The following is a 17,696-nucleotide window of genomic DNA, read 5'->3' as shown; positions in this document are numbered from 1 at the left end:
ACCAGCAGCAGGCCGTCGCTTTTTTAGTCCGCTGACCGCTCAGTCAGTGCCTGCCAGAGCGATGGGCCGCCAGCGGACTTGGCAATCGCTGCAAGGCGTTCGGCATGAGCTTCGAGCTCATCCGGTGCGGCCAGAATGACCCGGCCGGGCGCGCGACCGCTGATGCGACGAATGTCAGCTCCTCCGCTACCCTGCCCGTTTTCGTCCGAATCGCTGCCATGCCCTGCCAACGAGAGGCTGGTCTGCCCCCCGGTCATTGCCAGGTAGACATCCGCCAGCAGCTCGGCGTCGAGCAACGCGCCGTGCAGTTCGCGCCCCGAGTTGTCGATATCGTAGCGTTTGCACAAGGCATCCAGGCTGTTGCGTTGCCCCGGATGACGCGCCCGCGCCAGCAACAAGGTGTCGAGAATGGTGCAGTGCTGGGACAGGTCAGCACGGTCCTGCTGGCCCAGCAGCGCGAACTCGTTGTTGATGAACCCGACGTCGAATGCCGCGTTGTGGATGACCAGCGTAGCGCCCTGGATGAACGCGAAGAACTCCTCGGCGACGTCGCCGAAGCGCGGCTTGCCAATCAGGAAGGCGTCAGTGATGCCGTGGACGTTGATCGCGCCCTCGTCACTTTCGCGGTCAGGCTGCAGGTAGACGTGGAAATGCCTGCCTGTCAGGCGCCTGCCGACCACCTCGACGCAGCCAATCTCGATGATGCGGTGCCCCTCGCTGACCGGCATACCCGTGGTTTCGGTATCGAGGATAACGAACCGCTTGTCTTGCTGTTGCTCCACTTGGGGGACTCCAACTTGCATCGTTTACAAAGGTGCGCAGTATAACAGCAGGGCGAGCGCTGAGCCCCCTTCGCACCTGGCATCGGGTTCAGCGCGTCATGCCCGGGCGCGCACTTCGTCCACGCCACGGTTGGCCAGCTGGTCCGCACGCTCGTTGCCGGGGTGGCCAATGTGGCCGCGGACCCATTTCCAGGTCACCTTGTGGCGGTTGACCTGTTCGTCGAGTAACTGCCACAGGTCGGCATTCTTCACAGGTTCCTTGGCCGCGGTTTTCCAGCCACGCTTTTTCCAGTTGACCATCCATTCGTTGATGCCTTTCATCACGTACTGCGAGTCAGTCGTCAGCACGACCTCGCATTCACGCTTGAGCGCCATCAGCCCCTGGATGGCGGCCATTAACTCCATGCGGTTGTTGGTGGTCTCGCGCTCGCCCCCCCACAACTCTTTTTCAACGCCTTTGAAAATCATCAGCACACCCCAGCCGCCGGGGCCAGGGTTGCCCTTGCAGGCACCATCGGTAAACATTTCGACGCTATCGCTCATGTACCACTCGTATTCACTGCTTATCGGGATCGGGGGTCGCCGAGGTGCGGTTGACCTTGGCCAATGGCAACGGCAGCAACTTGCCCATCGGCTCGCGACGCTGGGGCCGCAGCGGCCGCAGGCCCACGACCATCTTGCGCGCCACCAGCACATAGACACCGCCGCCAGCGCTTTGCCACCCGCCCGCCATGCGCTCCCACCCTTCCAGGCGCTGCTGCCAGGCGGGCGAAGCAAGCGGCGGACGATAGCACCCGAAGCGGCGTTTCTCCAAGGCAAAGCCCAGCAGGTTGAGCCAGTCACCCAGTCGCGAAGGCGAGATGCAGCGGGCCTTGCGCAAAGCGCCACGGCTAAACAGGTGACGCACCCCCCAACTGCTCCACGGATTGATCCCGACGATCAGCAGATGACCGCCTGGGCGCACGGCGCTGGCGGCCTCACGCAGCAGCCCGTGGGGCGACAGGCTGAAATCCAGCCCATGTTGCAACACCACCACATCGGCCGCGTGCTCGCTCAACGGCCAGGCCTGTTCCTCGCAGACGATCTCCACCCCCGGCAGCGGCGCGCCGAGGCGCACGTTGCGCTGGACCTTCGGCGCACTGGGTGGGGCGTCGGCGCAGGGGCCATAGTGCACCAGGTAGCCACCGAAGAAGCGACCCAGCTCTTCCTCCAGCAGCTTCTGTTCTTCTTGCAGCATCAATTGGCCGAGCGGGCCCTGAAACCACTCACGCGCCAGGCTGATCAGCTTGATCCAGTCCGGGTCGGCCTGGGCAAAGGCTTGGTCGGTCATTGTGCAATTCCTCGAAAGGTTCTCCCACCGCGCCATCGCGGCTAAGATGCCTTCATGTGCCAAGCAAGGCGAATCGGATTACCACCATGATACAGATCGAAGCGTTGCCCGCTTTCTCGGACAATTACATCTGGTTGTTACAGGATACTGCCAAACGCCGCTGCGCGGTGGTCGACCCTGGCGATGCCGGCCCGGTGGAACGGTGGCTTGCCGCGCATCCTGGTTGGCAGCTCACCGACATGCTCATCACTCACCATCACAACGACCATGTAGGCGGTGTGGCGCGGCTCAAGGCGTTGACGGGCGCGCAAGTACACGGCCCGGCCAACGAGGATATCCCTTGCAGGGATGTGGCACTGGACGATGGCGACCAGGTCACAGTGCTGGGTGAGGTCTATGAGGTGCTTGCCGTGCCGGGCCACACACTGGGGCACATCGCGTTCTTCAACGCTGGCGCGGCCACGCCTGTACTGTTCAGTGGCGATACCCTGTTCGCAGCCGGATGCGGACGCATGTTCGAGGGCACTGCCGAGCAGATGCAACCGGCCCTGGCACGCCTGGCAGCCCTGCCAGCCGAGACCCAGGTCTACTGCGCACATGAATACACCTTGAGCAATTTGCGTTTTGCCAAGGCCGTGGAACCTGGCAATGAAGATGTAGTGAAGCGCTTCGAAACGGTCTCCCGGCTGCGTGCGCAAGACTGCACCACACTGCCCTCCACCATTGGTCTGGAACGGCTGACAAACCCCTTCCTGCGCACCGCTGAAACATCTGTTAAACAAAAAGCAGACGAATGGAAGGGACATTCCAACACCTCGCATGTCGCTGTTTTTGCTGCCTTGAGGTCTTGGAAAGACAGCTTCTGATAACCCCAAGATATATCGCAAGTGGCGGTCAAAGGTTGACCCGGTCCGGAGCGGTTCCTAGAATCGCCGAAATTTTTTGCCCGGATACCTGTGCCCGCCGATGTCTTCCCGAAGCCGCAGAACCTCTCATTCCGTCGCGCTGACGCGCCTGGCCCAGGTCAGTGCGCTCGCTCTGGCCGCCACCTTGGTGGGCTGCCAGAGCACCCATCAGCTCGACGAAGCCGATAGCGTCCGTGCGCACAGCCAGCAAGCGCGAATCAAACCAAGGCCGGCGCCATTGCTGGTCAAGCCGGTCGAGCAAGCGCCTCGGGATGTCTGGGAACGCATGCGCCAGGGCTTCGTGCTCCAGGAGTACCGCGACGTCAACCCACGCATCGATCAACAGCGCCTGTGGTTTGCCAGCAACCCCACGTTCATCGAAAGCGCCGGGGAGCGCGGCAGTCTCTACCTGCACTACATCGTCGAACGCCTCGAGGAGCGCGGCATGCCGCTGGAGCTGGCCCTGCTGCCGGCGATCGAGAGCGCCTACAACCCCATGGCGTACTCCCGCGCCAGTGCAGCCGGCATGTGGCAGTTCATGCCAGCCACCGGTCGACACTTCAACCTGCGCCAGACCAACTTCTATGACGGCCGTCGGGATGTCACCGCCTCGACCAACGCCGCGCTCGACTACCTGACCCGCCTGCACGACATGTTCAACGGCGACTGGCTGCTGGCACTGGCGGCCTACAATGCTGGCGAAGGCACGGTCAGCCGCGCGATGGAGCGCAACGAGAAGCTGGGCTTGCCCACCGACTACTGGAACCTGCCACTGCCTCAGGAAACCCGCGACTACGTGCCCAAGCTGTTGGCCTTGTCACAGGTGGTCTCCACACCTGAAGCCTACGGCGTGAACCTGACGCCGATCGCCAATGAGCCCTACTTCGAGGCCGTCGCGATCAACGACCGGCTCGACCTGACGCGGGTGGCCGCTTTCGCCGACATCGACGAAGACGAACTCATCCAGCTGAACCCAGCCTTCAAGAAGCGCATGACGGTCGATGGCCCGAAGCAGTTGCTGGTGCCCACGGCCAAGGCGCAGTTGCTCTCGGCCAGCCTCTCCAACCTCAACCCCGAGCAGTTGGTCACCCTGCAGCCACCCAAGGCCGCTTTCGCTCGCGCCGTGGCCGAAGCCCAGGCGCCTGTGGCCGCGCGCAGCTACAAGGTCAGGCGTGGTGACAATCTGGGGACCATCGCCAAGGCCAACCGTGTATCCATTGCGGACATCAAGCGCTGGAACCGCCTGTCGGGCAGCAGCCTGCGCGCCGGCCAGGTGCTAGCCTTGCGCGGCGGCAAAGCCTCCAGTGGCGCCGCTAACCGGGTCGCCAGCTCGGCAAAACGCACAACCCAATACAAGGTGCGCAAGGGCGATTCGCTGTATCTGGTGGCCAAACGCTTCAATGTCGAGATGACCCACCTCAAGCGCTGGAATCCGCGCAGTGGCCATGCGCTCAAACCCGGCCAGACCCTGACCGTCTACGTCGGCCACTGACCCCAGGCGGCAAGCGGACACCTGTGCGTGCGCGTACCTGTGTTTTCTTGCCGTTTGGCGCTTGCTGCGCCAGTGCAAACTGTTACTGTAGCCCGATCAAAGCCCAATGCCTTTGGATCGGATGCCGACTTGATACGTCCCCTCCTTCTTACACTCAGCCTGGCCTTGAGCTTTCCCGCAGTCGCAACCGTGAGCGAAAGCCACGGTTACGCGCAGTTCGGCACGCTCAAGTACCCGGCCTCGTTCACCCATTTCGACTGGGTCAACCCGCAAGCCCCCAAAGGTGGCACGTTGCGGGCGATGGCCTTCGGTACGTTCGACACGCTCAACCCCTATACCTTCAAGGGTACGAGCCCGGTGAGCACGCCCAACTTTCAACAGTATGGGGTCAATGAACTCAACGAGACCCTCATGGTGGGTACCGGCCAGTACGACCCCTCGGGCGATGAGCCGACCTCCAGTTACGGGTTGATTGCCCGCTCGGTCGAATACAGCCAGGACCGCAGCTGGGTAGTGTTCAACCTGCGCCCGCAAGCCCGCTGGCACGATGGCAAGCCCATCACGTCGGCAGACGTGGCCTTCTCCTTCCGCACACTGCTCAAGGAAGGTCATCCGCTTTACCGGACCAACCTGCAGGAAGTGCAGCGGGTGGACATTCTCGGGCCGCTGCGTATTCGCTTCGTGTTCAAGCGAGCCGGCAACCCGTTGTTGATCCTGCGCCTTGGGGAAATGCCCGTCCTGCCCCAGCATTACTGGCGTACGCGCGACTTCAAGGCCACTACCTTCGAACCCCCGCTGGGCAGTGGGCCTTACCGGGTGACCCAGGTACAGCCAGGCCGGCGCCTGGTGTTCGAGCGCGTCAAAAACTACTGGGGCAAAGACCTGGCGGTGAATCGAGGCAAGTACAACTTCGACCGTGTCGAGTACGAGTTCTACCGCGACTCCACCGTTGCCTTCGAAGCCTTCAAGGCAGGTGAGTTCGACATCTACATCGAGCATCAGGCCAAGAACTGGGCCAACGGCTACACGTTCCCCGCCGTGCGACGCGGCGAGGTGATCAAGGCGCAGATCCCCCACCGCATCCCTACCCAGACCCAGGGCCTGTTCATGAACAGCCGTCGCGCCACCTTCAGCGATCCACGGGTGCGCCAGGCACTGGGCTTGATGTTCGATTTCGAGTGGACCAACCGTGCCCTGTTCAGCAGCGCCTACCGGCGCTCGACCAGTTATTACCCCAATAGCGAGTTCGCGGCCGCTGGCCTGCCCCAAGGCAAGGAATGGTTGTTGCTGGCCCCGTTTCGCGACCAGCTCGCGGCCAAGCTGTTCACTGAACCCTACCAGGTCAGCCGTACGGACGGGCGCGGGATTGACCGGCAGACGTTGCGCAAGGCCCTGGCTTTGCTGGCTGAGGCCGGGTGGACACTCAAGGGCCAGCGTCTGGTCGACAGCAAAGGCCAACCGCTGCGCATGGAAGTGCTACTGGTAAACCCCAACCTGGAACGCATCCTGCAGCCGTATGTCGAAAACCTCTCCAGCATCGGTGTAGACGCGCGCTTGCGAACCGTGGACCGCGCTCAGTACAAACAGCGACTGGACCAGTTTGACTTCGACATGATTCTGATGACCCTGAACCAGACCCTGAGCCCGGGCCTCGAGCAATGGATGTACTTCCATTCAAGCCAGGCGGCCATCAAGGGCAGCAAGAACTACGCCGGGGTCGACGACCCCGTGGTCGATCACCTGCTAGACACCTTGCTGGCGGCGCGCACTCGCGATGATCAGGTCGCAGCGGCGCGAGCGCTGGACCGCGTGCTCTCATGGCAGCACTACATGATTCCCAACTGGTACCTCGACAATCACCGCCTGGCCTACCGCAATCGGTTCGGCTTCGTCACCACGCCGCCCTATACCCTCGGGCTGAACAGCTGGTGGATCAAGACTTCGGAGAAAGCCCAATGACGCCCACGCATTCCTTGCGCCGGCTGGCTGGCAGCCTGTTGCTGGCCTGCCTGAGCCTTCCCGCGCTGGCAGCGCCGCAGCACGCACTCACGCTGTACGACGAGCCGCCCAAGTACCCGGCGGATTTCAAGCACTTCGACTACGTGAACCCGGACGCCCCCAAGGGCGGCACCTTCCGCCAGTCCAGCTTTGGCGGGTTCGACAGCCTCAACCCCTTCATCAACAAAGGGGTATCTGCCGAAAACATCAGCATCATCTACGACACCTTGATGCGCCAGAGCCTGGACGAGCCTTTCACCGAATACGGCCTGGTCGCTCGACAGATCGAGAAGGCGCCTGACAACAGCTGGGTGCGCTTCTACCTGCGCCCCGAGGCGCGGTTCCACGATGGCCATCCCATGCGTGCCGAAGACGTGGTGTTCACCTTCAATGCGCTGATGAAGGACGGTGCTCCCCTGTACCGCCAATACTATGCGGACGTGGCCGAGGTGGTCGCCGAAGACCCGCTCAAGGTCGTGTTCAAGTTCAAGCACAAGGGCAACCGTGAACTGCCGCTGATCCTCGGCCAGTTGCCCGTGCTGCCCAAGCACTGGTACGCCCAGCGCGACTTCAACCGCGGCAATCTGGAAATCCCACTGGGCAGCGGCCCGTACAAGGTGGCCGAGGTCAAGGCCGGGCGTTCGGTCCGTTATGAGCGGGTCAAGGACTACTGGGCCAAGGACTTGCCCATCAACCGTGGCTTCTACAATTTCGACGCCATGACCTTCGACGCCTACCGCGACACCACGGTCGCGTTGGAGGCACTGAAGGCGGGCGCCTTCGATTATGCGCTGGAAGTCAGCGCCAAGAACTGGGCCACGGCTTACAACGTGCCTGCTGTGCGCGACGGCCGCCTGATCAAGGAGGAGCTGCCCAATGGCAACCCTACTGGCATGCAGGGCTTCATCTTCAACATTCGCCGGCCGGTATTCCAGGATATCCGCGTGCGCAAGGCGCTGAGCCTGCTGCTGGACTATGAATGGACCAACAAGCAGCTGTTCAACGGCGCCTACACACGCACCGGCAGTTACTTCGAGAACTCCGAGATGGCGGCCCGCGGCCTACCCGGCCCTGGCGAACTTCAAATCCTCGAACCGGTGCGCAGCCAGGTGCCAGAACAGGTCTTCACCCAGGCCTTCCATAACCCGGTCAGCGACGGCAGCGGCATGATCCGGGAGCAGCAGCGCCAAGCCTACAAGTTGCTGCAGGAGGCGGGCTGGAAAATCGTCGACGACAAGATGGTCGACACCAACGGCCAGCCGGTCAGCATCGAGTTCCTGCTCGCCCAGACCGAGTTCGAACGCATTTTGCTGCCGTTCAAGCGCAACCTCGCGGACCTGGGTATCGAACTCAACATCCGCCGGGTCGATGTGTCCCAGTACATCACCCGCCTGCGCTCGCGCGATTACGACATGATCGTGGGCGGCTACCCCCAGTCCAACTCTCCTGGCAACGAACAGAGGGAATTCTGGTCCAGCGCGGCCGCCGACAACCCCGGGAGCCGCAATTTCATCGGCCTGCGTGACCCCGCCATCGACCAACTGGTCGATGGCCTGATCAACGCCGAGTCGCGTCAGAGCCTGATCGACCACTGCCGTGCCCTGGACCGGGTATTGCTGTGGGGCTACTACGTGATCCCGAACTGGCACATCAAGACCTGGCGCGTGGCCTATTGGAACCACATCGGTCACCCCAAGGTTTCGCCCAAGTACGACATCGGCATCGACACCTGGTGGATCAAGCCCGGCTCAACGCCCAAGGCAACCCAGGCCACTGCTGGCGAGGCCAACTGACATGCTGGCCTATATCCTGCGGCGACTGCTGCTGATCATCCCTACACTGTTCGGCATCCTGATCATCAACTTCATCATCGTCCAGGCCGCACCTGGCGGGCCAGTGGAACAGATGATCGCCAAGCTCGAAGGCTTCGAAGGCGCCACCAGCCGGATCGCAGGTGGCGGTGCCGAGGTGTCGGTGGCCGGCTCCAACTACCGGGGTGCACAGGGCCTGGACCCTGCGCTGGTGGCGGAGATCGAGCGCATGTACGGCTTCGACAAATCGCCGCCCGAACGCCTGTGGATCATGATCAAGAACTACGCCCAGCTGGATTTTGGCGACAGTTTCTTCCGTGACGCCAAGGTCATCGACCTGATTCTGGAGAAGATGCCCGTATCGATCTCACTGGGGCTGTGGAGCACGCTGATCATGTACCTGATCTCGATCCCCCTGGGGATCGCCAAGGCGGTTCGCCACGGCAGTCACTTCGATGTGTGGACCAGCTCGGCGATCATCGTGGGCTATGCCATCCCGGCGTTCCTGTTCGCCATCTTGCTGATCGTCCTGTTCGCCGGCGGCAGCTATTTCGACTGGTTCCCACTGCGCGGCCTGACCTCCAACAACTTCGATGAGCTGAGCACCACAGGCAAGGTCCTCGATTATTTCTGGCACCTGGTGTTGCCGATCACGGCCTTGGTGATCGGCAACTTCGCCACCATGACGCTGCTGACCAAGAACAGCTTTCTCGACGAGATCAACAAGCAGTACGTGGTCACCGCCAAGGCCAAGGGCCTGAGCCGGTCGCGGGTGCTGTATGGCCACGTGTTCCGTAATGCCATGCTGCTGGTGATCGCCGGCTTTCCTTCGGCCTTCATCGGTATCTTCTTCACAGGCTCGCTGCTGATCGAGGTGATCTTCAGCCTCGACGGGCTGGGCCTGATGAGTTTCGAAGCGGCCATCAACCGCGATTACCCGGTGGTCTTCGGCACCCTGTTCATCTTCACCCTCCTGGGGCTGGTGGTGAAACTGATCGGCGACCTGACCTACACCCTGGTCGATCCACGTATCGACTTTGCCAGCCGGGAGCACTGACATGGCCTTGTCCCCCCTGAACCGTCGTCGCTTCGAGCGTTTCAAGGCCAACCGCCGTGGCTGGTGGTCGCTGTGGCTGTTCCTGATTCTGTTCGGGTTGAGCCTGGGCGCCGAGCTCATCGCCAATGACAAGCCCATTGCCGTGCATTACGACGGCCAGTGGTACTTCCCTGCCTTCAAGCGCTACCCGGAAACCACCTTTGGCGGTGAGTTCCCGCTGGAAGCCAACTACAAAAGCCCCTACGTGCGTGACCTGCTGGCCAAGAAAGACAGCTTCGTGCTGTGGGCGCCCATACCCTTCAGCTACCAGAGCATCAACTACGACCTGCGCGTGCCCGCCCCCGCCCCGCCCTCATCCGACAACTGGCTGGGCACCGATGATCAAGGGCGCGACGTGCTGGCACGGGTAATCTACGGGTTTCGCATTTCGGTACTGTTCGCCCTGACCCTGACCGTGCTCAGCTCGATCATCGGCGTGATCGCCGGTGCCTTGCAGGGTTTCTATGGTGGCTGGGTAGACCTGGCCGGGCAACGCTTCCTGGAAATCTGGTCCGGCCTGCCGGTGCTTTACCTGCTGATCATCCTGGCCAGTTTCGTGCAGCCCAATTTCTGGTGGTTGCTGGGCATCATGCTGTTGTTTTCCTGGATGAGCCTGGTGGACGTGGTCCGCGCCGAATTCCTGCGCGGACGCAACCTTGAGTACGTGCGCGCCGCGCGCGCACTGGGCATGCGCAACGGCGCGATCATGTACCGGCATATCCTGCCCAATGCCATGATCTCGACCATGACGTTCATGCCGTTCATTCTCACCGGCGCGATCGGCACGCTGACCGCGTTGGACTTCCTCGGCTTCGGCCTGCCTCCGGGCGCCCCGTCGCTCGGTGAGTTGGTTGCGCAGGGCAAATCCAACCTGCAGGCGCCGTGGCTTGGCATCAGCGCATTTGCCGTGCTGGCCGTGATGCTGAGCCTGCTGGTATTCATCGGCGAGTCCGCCCGCGACGCCTTCGACCCGAGGAAGTGACATGAGCGAAGAAAACCTGATCGAAGTGCGCGACCTGGCCGTCGAATTCGTGAGTGGCGAGCACACCAACCGGGTGGTCGACGGCATCAGCTTCGACATCCGCAAGGGTGAAACGCTGGCGCTCGTCGGAGAAAGCGGTTCGGGCAAGTCGGTGACTGCCCACTCGATCCTGCGCTTGCTGCCCTATCCCCTGGCGCGTCATCCCAGTGGCACCATCCGCTACCAAGGCAAGGACTTGCTGCAGCAGAACGAAAAGAGCATGCAGCGCATTCGCGGCGACCGCATCGCGATGATTTTCCAGGAGCCGATGACCTCGCTCAATCCGCTGCACTGCATCGAAAAGCAGATCAACGAGATCCTGCTCATCCACAAGGGGCTGACCGGCAAGCAGGCCACCGCTCGCACCCTTGAGTTGCTGGAGATGGTGGGTATCCCAGAGCCGCGCAAGCGCCTCAAGGCGCTGCCCCACGAACTCTCGGGCGGCCAACGCCAACGTGTGATGATCGCCATGGCGTTGGCCAACGAGCCAGAACTGCTGATTGCAGATGAACCGACCACCGCGCTGGACGTGACCGTACAGCTCAAGGTGCTCGACCTGCTTAAGGCGCTGCAGGCGCGCCTGGGCATGGCCCTGTTGTTGATCAGCCACGACCTGAATTTGGTACGGCGAATCGCGCACCGGGTGTGCGTGATGCAGCAGGGGCATATCGTCGAACAAGCCGACTGCGCCACGCTGTTCGATGCCCCACAGCACCCGTATACGCAGATGCTGATCAACGCCGAGCCCAGCGGTTTGCCGGCTCACAACACACCCGGCTCGCCACTGCTGGCGGTGGACGACCTGAAAGTGTGGTTCCCGATCAAGAAAGGCTTGCTGCGCCGCACCGTCGACCACGTGAAAGCCGTGGACGGTATCAATTTCAGCCTGCCTCAGGGGCAGACCTTGGGCATTGTGGGCGAGTCGGGCTCAGGCAAGTCGACTCTGGGCCTGGCGATTCTGCGCTTGATTGGGAGCCAAGGCGGCATCCGCTTCCACGGCAAGGACCTGCAAGGGCTGAACCAGCAAGCCGTGCGTCCGCTGCGCCGGGAAATGCAGGTGGTATTCCAGGACCCGTTCGGCAGCCTCAGCCCCCGCATGAGCGTGGCCGAGATCGTGGGCGAAGGCCTGCGCATCCACCGTATCGGGACTGCCCAGGAACAGGAAGCAGCCATCATCGCAGCACTGCAGGAGGTCGGGCTGGACCCACAGACGCGCCATCGCTACCCCCATGAGTTCTCAGGCGGGCAGCGCCAGCGCATCGCGATCGCCAGGGCCCTGGTGCTCAAGCCGGCGCTGATCCTGCTGGACGAACCCACCTCCGCGCTGGACCGGACGGTGCAGCGCCAGGTGGTTGAGCTGCTGCGCAACCTGCAGCAAAAATACAACCTCACCTACTTGTTCATCAGTCACGACCTGGCGGTGGTCAAGGCCCTGAGCCATCAGCTGATGGTGATCAAGCAAGGTCATGTGGTCGAGCAAGGGGATGCTCAGGCCATCTTTCAGGACCCGCAGCACCCCTACACCCAGCAACTGCTGGATGCGGCGTTCTTGCAGCCTGAGGGCCGCTGACACCCACGGCGCGTTAGTCATGTCCCGGCCCGACGCGCTCATCCACAGGGCGCGTCGGGTTGGCACGCTGTCAGGCGGCGGCGGGCGTTCTACACAGCGTCTGGCGGCGCCCGGTGACGGGCATCAGTTGCAGGATCGCCCACACTACCTCCATCACCAAGATGCCCCAGATCAGCGCCGAGCCGCCGTGCATCAGCGCATACAGCTGCCAGCTACTGAACAGCACGCGACCGGCCGCATCATAACGACCGAACCGCACATGAGGATGACGTATGCGCAGCCACGCCCACACGCAGACGATCGAGCCCATGAGGTTGGCCATCAACATGTGCATCGGCTCGAACACCGGCAGTTCACCGTGAAGCCCCAGGGAGGCGTGCATATCACCCAGCCAGCCGTGCAACCAGACAAATGTCCATGGGGTCGCGAAACCAATGGTCATCAGCAAATCGTAATAACCACTGATACGCACCAGCTTGCGGTAGTGGGGCTTGCTCCACATCGTCGAACACCTTGCTCAAGTAAAGAAGGCCCCAGGCTAAAGCCTGGGGTATGCTCCAGGGTCAAGCACCCCAAGAAGGAGATTGCCGTGCGAATTGGTCGACTTGCCGCCTGCTGCGAGGTCAGCCGCGATACCCTGCGGTTCTATGAGGCCAAGGGTTTGATCAAGGCCCAGCGCTCGGCCAACGGTTACCGGGACTATGCCGATGACACCGTACAGCTGGTCGCCTTCATCCGTACGGCGCAGCACCTTGGGTTCAGCCTCAGCGAAATTGGCAGTAACGTGCAGCAGTTGTGGAGCGCAACCGAGCCGGCACAAGCCGTTGAAGCACTGTTGCGCGATAAACTGGCGCTCATCGAGCAGCGCATGGCCGACCTGCAGGCACTGCGTGCATCCCTGCTACACCGCCTGGACCTGGCCTGCCCCCTGCGCCCGAACCTACAGGATGCTAACGCAGGTCCTTGCTGACCCGCTCGACAGCGCCGACCACACGCTTGGCACCTTCCTGGATACTGCTGATCACATGCCCCGCATGGTCAGCGAGCTGCAGGCCGTTGGCTGCCTCGGCACGGCTGCTTTGCACTTCGCCCACGGCCTGGGTCACCAACGCCTGATTTCGTGCCACCACCGCGTCGATTTCCGCCGTGGCTGCGCTGGTGCGACCGGCCAGTTTGCGTACTTCGTCGGCGACCACGGCAAAGCCACGCCCCTGATCACCTGCTCGCGCCGCCTCGATGGCCGCATTGAGCGCCAGCAGATTGGTTTGCGATGCAATGGCGCCAATGGTCTGGACGATGGCGCTGATCACCGTCGATTGCTGGCCGAGCGCGCTGATGGTATCGCCAGCCGACTGCAGTTGACGCGCGACCCCCTGCATGGACTGCCCCACTTCCTGCATGACCACGACCCCTTCACTGGCGCTGCCATCGGTTTGCAGCGACACTTCAAGCGCCACCTGCGCTGCTTGCTTGACTGCCTCTTCACGCTGCACCTGGTCGGTCACCAAGGAAGCGAACTTGACCACCCTCACCAGCTTGCCGCTGGCATCGCTGACCGGGTTATAGCTGGCCTCGAGCCAGACCTCATGCCCGTGGCGGTCCAGGCGCTTGAAACGCCCGGTCACGTAGCGACCTGCGTTGAGCGTGCGCCAAAAATTGCTATAGGCCTCGCCTTTGACCTCATCAGGGCTGCAGAACATGCGGTGATGGTGTCCCACCACTTCGTCCAGGCGGTAACCCAACGCCGTCAGGAAATTGGAGTTGGCGGACACCACCTTGCCCTCAAGGTCGAACTGGATGATGGCGCTGGAGCGCAACAGGGCCTCCAGCAGCGCCTGGCTTTCCTGCGCCGGAGCGGCCAGCCAGTTTCCGAGTGGCTGCCCTACCACCTCTTCGGGCGAAACGCCCAAGGCAGTGGCGAACGCCGAGCTGCATTCGAGGGCGCGACGTTGTGCATCAAGGCGCAGGAATGCACCGCTTTCCAAGACGTCGAGGCGCTGGCGAAGCGCGGCCAGTTCGGTTTCGCGGGCGGCCAAGGTAGCTTTGAGTTGCCGATTGAACATAGGGGTCACCTGAGGGTGGGGTGCGTCAGCACCAGCGTCTTGTCACCACTTATGTGTGACAAATCAGTCAATACTTGTACATCCCCAAGGCACAGTCCAACGGAGTGCCTGGAGTCTGTTCGTCACGTCCCTGATGCCGTTTCGACTAGAAGATACGGTGGTCGTTCCTATAGAAGGGGTTAATAAGTGTGATTGAGCGAGGCCAAGACTCACCCTGGGATGCCATCATTAAGGCATCGTATTTCTTGTACAGTAAATTATCGGTGTACAGGATCGATGCGCGGGCCGTTGCTCCACGGCGTAGCCGCACTGCTTGTGGGGTTGTCAGAAAAACTGAAGACAATCGTCTTTCTTCATCGCTCAGAACGGGCATTAATGGCGTCAGTCCCCTTCATGACCCGGTACGACCCCATGCCTACACACCTTCATGATGCTACCACCGCCCTTCGCCACATCGCAGAACGTGTGAGCCTGCCTGCGCCCTGTCTGGCACCCTCCCAGGCGCTTGCAATGCTTTGGGAGCATTACGGCCTGCGGGGTGACATACAGCCGCTTGGCAGTCAGCAGGATCTGAATGTGCTCATGGATACTGGCCAGGCCCAGTTCGTGCTCAAGGCGTGTCACGCCAGCTATGCCGAGCCCGAGTTGCATGCCCAGCATGCTGCGCTGGGCGTGCTGCGGGACCGGGGCTTGCCGGTGCCTTCGGTGCTTGCCGCAAAGGATGGCGATACCCTGCTGACACTGCCTATCGATGGGCAGGTGCTGAGGGTCCGGGTTTTGGAGTACTTGCAAGGACAACCCCTGACCCGATGCGGATGGCTTCCCGCCCCCGTGATGAGGGCGATGGGCACGCTCTGCGCGCAGGTCGACAGGGCCCTGGCCGATTTTGACCACGAGGGTCTAGAGCGAACGCTGCAGTGGGACCCCAGGCATGCCCCGGCATTGATTGACCGCCTGCTGTCACAGGTAGACGACCCCAGGCAACGCGAACGGCTGAGCGAGGCAGCACGCGCCGCGGCCTTGCGCCTGTCCCCCTTGATGGAGCAATTGCCCATCCAGGCCGTACACCTGGACATCACCGATGACAATACCGTCTGGGCTCGCGATGCGCAGCGCGAGTGGCAACTGCAGGGGCTCATCGATTTCGGCGACTTGGTTCGCACCTGGCGCGTTGCCGACCTGTCGGTGACCTGCGCAGCCCTGCTGCATCATGCCGAAGGCGACCCCTTCAGGGTGCTCGCCGCAGTCAGTGCCTATCAGGCGATCAATCCGCTGACCGAGGCCGAACTACGCGCGTTGTGGCCCTTGGTGCTCAACCGTGCAATTGTGCTGGTGCTCAGTAGTGCTCAACAGCAGGCCATCGACCCTGGTAACCAGTACATCCGCGATAACGCCGCCCACGAATGGCAGATTTTCGAGACTGCGCAGGCGACACCGCTGGCACTGATGGAAGTCGCCATTTTGCAGGCAGCTGGCTTGGCGTCTTGTGTACCCAGCTTCGATGATTGCGCACCGCTGCTCCCTACCGTGGCTGGCCGCCCTGTCGCCCGCCTGGACTTGGGTGTACTGAGCGTGCACTGCGACGCCGGCAACTGGGAAGTGCCAGGGTTTGACCAGCGTCTGCTGGCAGCCCAGTCAGCGCCAGCGTGCACGTTGCATGGGCAGTATCGCCTGTCTCAGACGCACATCGATCGCAGCGAAGAACCGACAACCTGTGCGTTGGGCGTGGAGCTGAAACTGGAACCGGGCACGGTCGTGCAGGCGCCGCAGGACGGCACATGGCGGTCGGTGGGTGAACAGAGCGGATATCTGCGCACCCCCTCATGGAACCTGTGGATCGATGGCTTGGCCCACGCCCCCGTCGACGGCCAACGGTTGCAAAAAGGTGATGCATTGGGCAAAAGCGGCGAGAGGCTCAGCGTTCAGCTGTGCCTGGACAGCAGCCTGGAACCGCCATTCTTCGCGGTGCCCTCCCAGGCGCCAGCATGGCTGGCCCTGTGCCCTTCCCCTGCGGGCTTACTGGGTGTGGACTGCAACGCCGACGCCCTGCCAGATCCCCACGCGTTGCTGGCTCGGCGCGAGGCCAGTTTTGCCCGGTCGCAAAAGCACTATTATGCCGACCCACCACAGATCGAGCGTGGCTGGCGCAACTACCTGATCGATCTGCACGGTCGCTCGTACCTGGACATGCTCAACAACGTGGCCGTCCTGGGGCACGGTCATCCGCGCATGGCGGCCGAGTCGGCCCGGCAGTGGTCGCTGCTCAACACCAATTCGCGTTTTCACTACGCCGCCGTCACCGAATTTTCCGAACGCCTGCTGGCCCTGGCGCCCGACGGTTTCGACCGCGTGTTCATGGTCAACAGCGGTACCGAAGCCAATGACCTGGCTATCCGCCTGGCATGGGCCTACAGCGGTGGCCGCGACATGCTCAGCGTGCTGGAGGCCTACCATGGCTGGTCAGTGGCGACGGATGCAATCTCCACGTCCATCGCCGACAACCCGCAGGCCCTGGAAACTCGCCCCGCCTGGGTGCACCCGGTAGAAGCCCCCAACACGTTCCGCGGCCGTTTCCGAGGCGCGGACAGCGCCGCTGACTACCTGCGCGACGTCGATGCTCGCCTGGCCGAACTCGATACAAACGGGCGCCAGCTGGCCGGGATCATCTGCGAGCCTGTGTATGGCAATGCCGGCGGCATCGCTTTACCGCCGGGCTATCTGCAAGCGGCCTATGCCAAGGTGCGTGCACGCGGCGGGGTGTGCATCGCCGACGAAGTGCAGGTGGGCTATGGCCGTCTAGGAGAGCATTTCTGGGGTTTCGAAGAGCAAGGCGTGGTGCCGGATATCATCACCATGGCCAAGGGTATGGGCAATGGCCAGCCGCTGGGGGTAGTGATCACTCGTCGCGACATCGCCGAGGCGCTGGAGGCTGAGGGGTACTTCTTCTCCTCTGCCGGCGGTAGCCCGGTCAGTTGCCGCATTGGCATGGCGGTGCTGGATGTGTTGCAGCAGGAGGGCCTGTGGGACAATGCCCGCGAAACCGGGCGCTATTTCAAGGCCCGGCTTCAAGCGCTGGTCGACAAGCACCCATTGGCAGGCGCGGCGCATGGTTCGGGCTTTTATCTGGGGCTGGAACTGGTGCGCGACCGGGATACGCTGGAACCTGCGACCGAGGAAACTCTGGTGCTGTGTGATCGCCTGCGCGAGCTGGGGATTTTCATGCAGCCGACGGGCGATTACCTGAACATCCTGAAGATCAAACCGCCGATGTGCACCAGGCGGGCGAGTGTGGATTATTTTGTCGACTGCATTGATCGGGTGCTTTCGCAGGGGGTGTGAAGTTTCGGTGTTTGAGCAACCTCATGAGACGACTGGGGTCGCTACGCGACCCATCGCGGCCGGTCCGGCGCCCCGGCGAGGCCGCTCCCACACGGGCTGTATATAGGGGCGAGAGCAATGCACGACGGGAAGTTCTTAGGCTCTGGTAACAAAACCAGTCATAGCAGACGCAAATACTTAAAATCAAACAATAGCAACCAACAGCACTGAGATTCATCCATCAGCCAAACTGCCATACTGCTGTTGCTGTTGCTGTTCCTGTTGCTGTTGCTGTTGCTGTTGCTCTTGC

The 17,696-nt window shown here is 62.2% G+C and carries 13 protein-coding genes and 2 pseudogenes; 9 read left to right on the top strand and 6 right to left on the bottom strand.

The features are described from left to right. Window positions 1–23 precede the first annotated feature (23 nt). The 3 genes from dnaQ to B2Y33_RS08020 all read right to left on the bottom strand — a co-directional run bounded on the left by dnaQ (window position 24) and on the right by B2Y33_RS08020 (window position 2,112). On the bottom strand, window positions 24–728 hold the full coding sequence (gene dnaQ, locus B2Y33_RS08030) for a DNA polymerase III subunit epsilon (RefSeq protein WP_232097597.1): 705 nt from the start codon (window positions 726–728) through the stop codon (window positions 24–26). A 150-nt stretch (window positions 729–878) separates the two neighbouring features. Further along, the gene (gene rnhA, locus B2Y33_RS08025; protein WP_023534768.1) at window positions 879–1,325 is read right to left on the bottom strand and encodes a ribonuclease HI; all 447 of its coding nucleotides are present in this window, start codon (window positions 1,323–1,325) and stop codon (window positions 879–881) included. 13 nt (window positions 1,326–1,338) lie between these two features. Further along, window positions 1,339–2,112, bottom strand: a complete 774-nt coding sequence (locus B2Y33_RS08020) for a class I SAM-dependent methyltransferase (RefSeq protein WP_027916259.1) — start codon at window positions 2,110–2,112, stop codon at window positions 1,339–1,341. Window positions 2,113–2,198: 86 nt separating this feature from the next. Between B2Y33_RS08020 and gloB the strand changes: the two genes are divergently transcribed. The 7 genes from gloB (at window position 2,199) to B2Y33_RS07985 (ending at window position 12,005) form a co-directional block, all read left to right on the top strand. Then, entirely contained in the window at window positions 2,199–2,978 is a 780-nt protein-coding gene (gene gloB, locus B2Y33_RS08015; protein WP_206405424.1) for a hydroxyacylglutathione hydrolase, read from the top strand. A gap of 100 nt (window positions 2,979–3,078) precedes the next feature. Continuing rightward, window positions 3,079–4,509, top strand: coding sequence for a lytic transglycosylase domain-containing protein (locus B2Y33_RS08010; RefSeq protein ID WP_027916261.1), 1,431 nt, complete (start codon window positions 3,079–3,081; stop codon window positions 4,507–4,509). Between the two features lie 129 nt (window positions 4,510–4,638). Next, window positions 4,639–6,468 (top strand): extracellular solute-binding protein, encoded by a 1,830-nt coding sequence (locus tag B2Y33_RS08005; RefSeq protein WP_206405425.1) that lies wholly within the window; start codon window positions 4,639–4,641, stop codon window positions 6,466–6,468. Then, window positions 6,465–8,300 carry an extracellular solute-binding protein gene (locus B2Y33_RS08000; RefSeq protein ID WP_027916263.1) on the top strand — a complete coding sequence of 612 codons (1,836 nt, stop codon included), beginning with the start codon at window positions 6,465–6,467 and terminating at the stop codon, window positions 8,298–8,300. The genes B2Y33_RS08005 and B2Y33_RS08000 overlap by 4 nt, the downstream gene beginning before the upstream one ends. Window position 8,301: 1 nt before the next feature. After that, window positions 8,302–9,375, top strand: a complete 1,074-nt coding sequence (locus B2Y33_RS07995; protein ID WP_028686579.1) for a microcin C ABC transporter permease YejB — start codon at window positions 8,302–8,304, stop codon at window positions 9,373–9,375. A gap of 1 nt (window position 9,376) precedes the next feature. Further along, window positions 9,377–10,396, top strand: a complete 1,020-nt coding sequence (locus B2Y33_RS07990; protein WP_023534824.1) for an ABC transporter permease — start codon at window positions 9,377–9,379, stop codon at window positions 10,394–10,396. Between the two features lies 1 nt (window position 10,397). Further along, window positions 10,398–12,005: an ABC transporter ATP-binding protein gene (locus B2Y33_RS07985; RefSeq protein ID WP_206405426.1), complete on the top strand. Its 1,608-nt coding sequence runs from the start codon at window positions 10,398–10,400 to the stop codon at window positions 12,003–12,005. Window positions 12,006–12,075: 70 nt separating this feature from the next. On the opposite strand, the gene B2Y33_RS07980 is transcribed toward B2Y33_RS07985, so the two are convergent. Then, window positions 12,076–12,507 carry a hypothetical protein gene (locus tag B2Y33_RS07980; protein WP_111475294.1) on the bottom strand — a complete coding sequence of 144 codons (432 nt, stop codon included), beginning with the start codon at window positions 12,505–12,507 and terminating at the stop codon, window positions 12,076–12,078. Window positions 12,508–12,594: 87 nt separating this feature from the next. Here B2Y33_RS07980 and B2Y33_RS07975 point away from each other — a divergent pair, with 87 nt between their 5' ends. Then, window positions 12,595–12,975 carry a MerR family DNA-binding protein gene (locus B2Y33_RS07975; RefSeq protein WP_027916267.1) on the top strand — a complete coding sequence of 127 codons (381 nt, stop codon included), beginning with the start codon at window positions 12,595–12,597 and terminating at the stop codon, window positions 12,973–12,975. Here the strand turns inward: B2Y33_RS07975 and B2Y33_RS23210 are convergent. Both B2Y33_RS23210 and B2Y33_RS23205 read right to left on the bottom strand, forming a co-directional pair. Next, window positions 12,956–13,387: pseudogene (locus tag B2Y33_RS23210) on the bottom strand (methyl-accepting chemotaxis protein); the annotation flags it as partial. The gene B2Y33_RS07975 and the pseudogene B2Y33_RS23210 sit on opposite strands and share 20 nt — an antisense overlap. Window positions 13,388–13,492: 105 nt before the next feature. Continuing rightward, a pseudogene (locus B2Y33_RS23205) lies at window positions 13,493–14,068 on the bottom strand (PAS domain S-box protein); the annotation flags it as partial. A 411-nt stretch (window positions 14,069–14,479) separates the two neighbouring features. Between B2Y33_RS23205 and B2Y33_RS07965 the strand changes: the two are divergent. Continuing rightward, on the top strand, window positions 14,480–17,407 hold the full coding sequence (locus B2Y33_RS07965) for an aminotransferase (RefSeq protein WP_206405427.1): 2,928 nt from the start codon (window positions 14,480–14,482) through the stop codon (window positions 17,405–17,407). Window positions 17,408–17,696 lie beyond the last annotated feature (289 nt).

This window comes from Pseudomonas sp. UBA5666 (genome assembly GCF_002420785.1).
Taxonomy (GTDB): Bacteria; Pseudomonadota; Gammaproteobacteria; order Pseudomonadales; family Pseudomonadaceae; genus Aquipseudomonas; species Aquipseudomonas fulva.
The sequence above is the reverse complement of the archived record's forward strand: the minus strand, read 5'-3'. Positions and strand labels throughout refer to the sequence as shown.

Excerpts from the sequence above, each read along its gene's own strand:
- dnaQ (WP_232097597.1), bottom strand. The coding sequence starts at position 728 with ATGCCGGTCAGCGAGGGGCACCGCATCATCGAGATTGGCTGCGTCGAG.
- rnhA (WP_023534768.1), bottom strand. The coding sequence starts at position 1,325 with ATGAGCGATAGCGTCGAAATGTTTACCGATGGTGCCTGCAAGGGCAAC.
- B2Y33_RS08020 (WP_027916259.1), bottom strand. The coding sequence starts at position 2,112 with ATGACCGACCAAGCCTTTGCCCAGGCCGACCCGGACTGGATCAAGCTG.
- gloB (WP_206405424.1), top strand. The coding sequence starts at position 2,199 with ATGATACAGATCGAAGCGTTGCCCGCTTTCTCGGACAATTACATCTGG.
- B2Y33_RS08010 (WP_027916261.1), top strand. The coding sequence starts at position 3,079 with ATGTCTTCCCGAAGCCGCAGAACCTCTCATTCCGTCGCGCTGACGCGC.
- B2Y33_RS08000 (WP_027916263.1), top strand. The coding sequence starts at position 6,465 with ATGACGCCCACGCATTCCTTGCGCCGGCTGGCTGGCAGCCTGTTGCTG.
- B2Y33_RS07995 (WP_028686579.1), top strand. The coding sequence starts at position 8,302 with ATGCTGGCCTATATCCTGCGGCGACTGCTGCTGATCATCCCTACACTG.
- B2Y33_RS07990 (WP_023534824.1), top strand. The coding sequence starts at position 9,377 with ATGGCCTTGTCCCCCCTGAACCGTCGTCGCTTCGAGCGTTTCAAGGCC.
- B2Y33_RS07985 (WP_206405426.1), top strand. The coding sequence starts at position 10,398 with ATGAGCGAAGAAAACCTGATCGAAGTGCGCGACCTGGCCGTCGAATTC.
- B2Y33_RS07980 (WP_111475294.1), bottom strand. The coding sequence starts at position 12,507 with ATGTGGAGCAAGCCCCACTACCGCAAGCTGGTGCGTATCAGTGGTTAT.
- B2Y33_RS07965 (WP_206405427.1), top strand. The coding sequence starts at position 14,480 with ATGCCTACACACCTTCATGATGCTACCACCGCCCTTCGCCACATCGCA.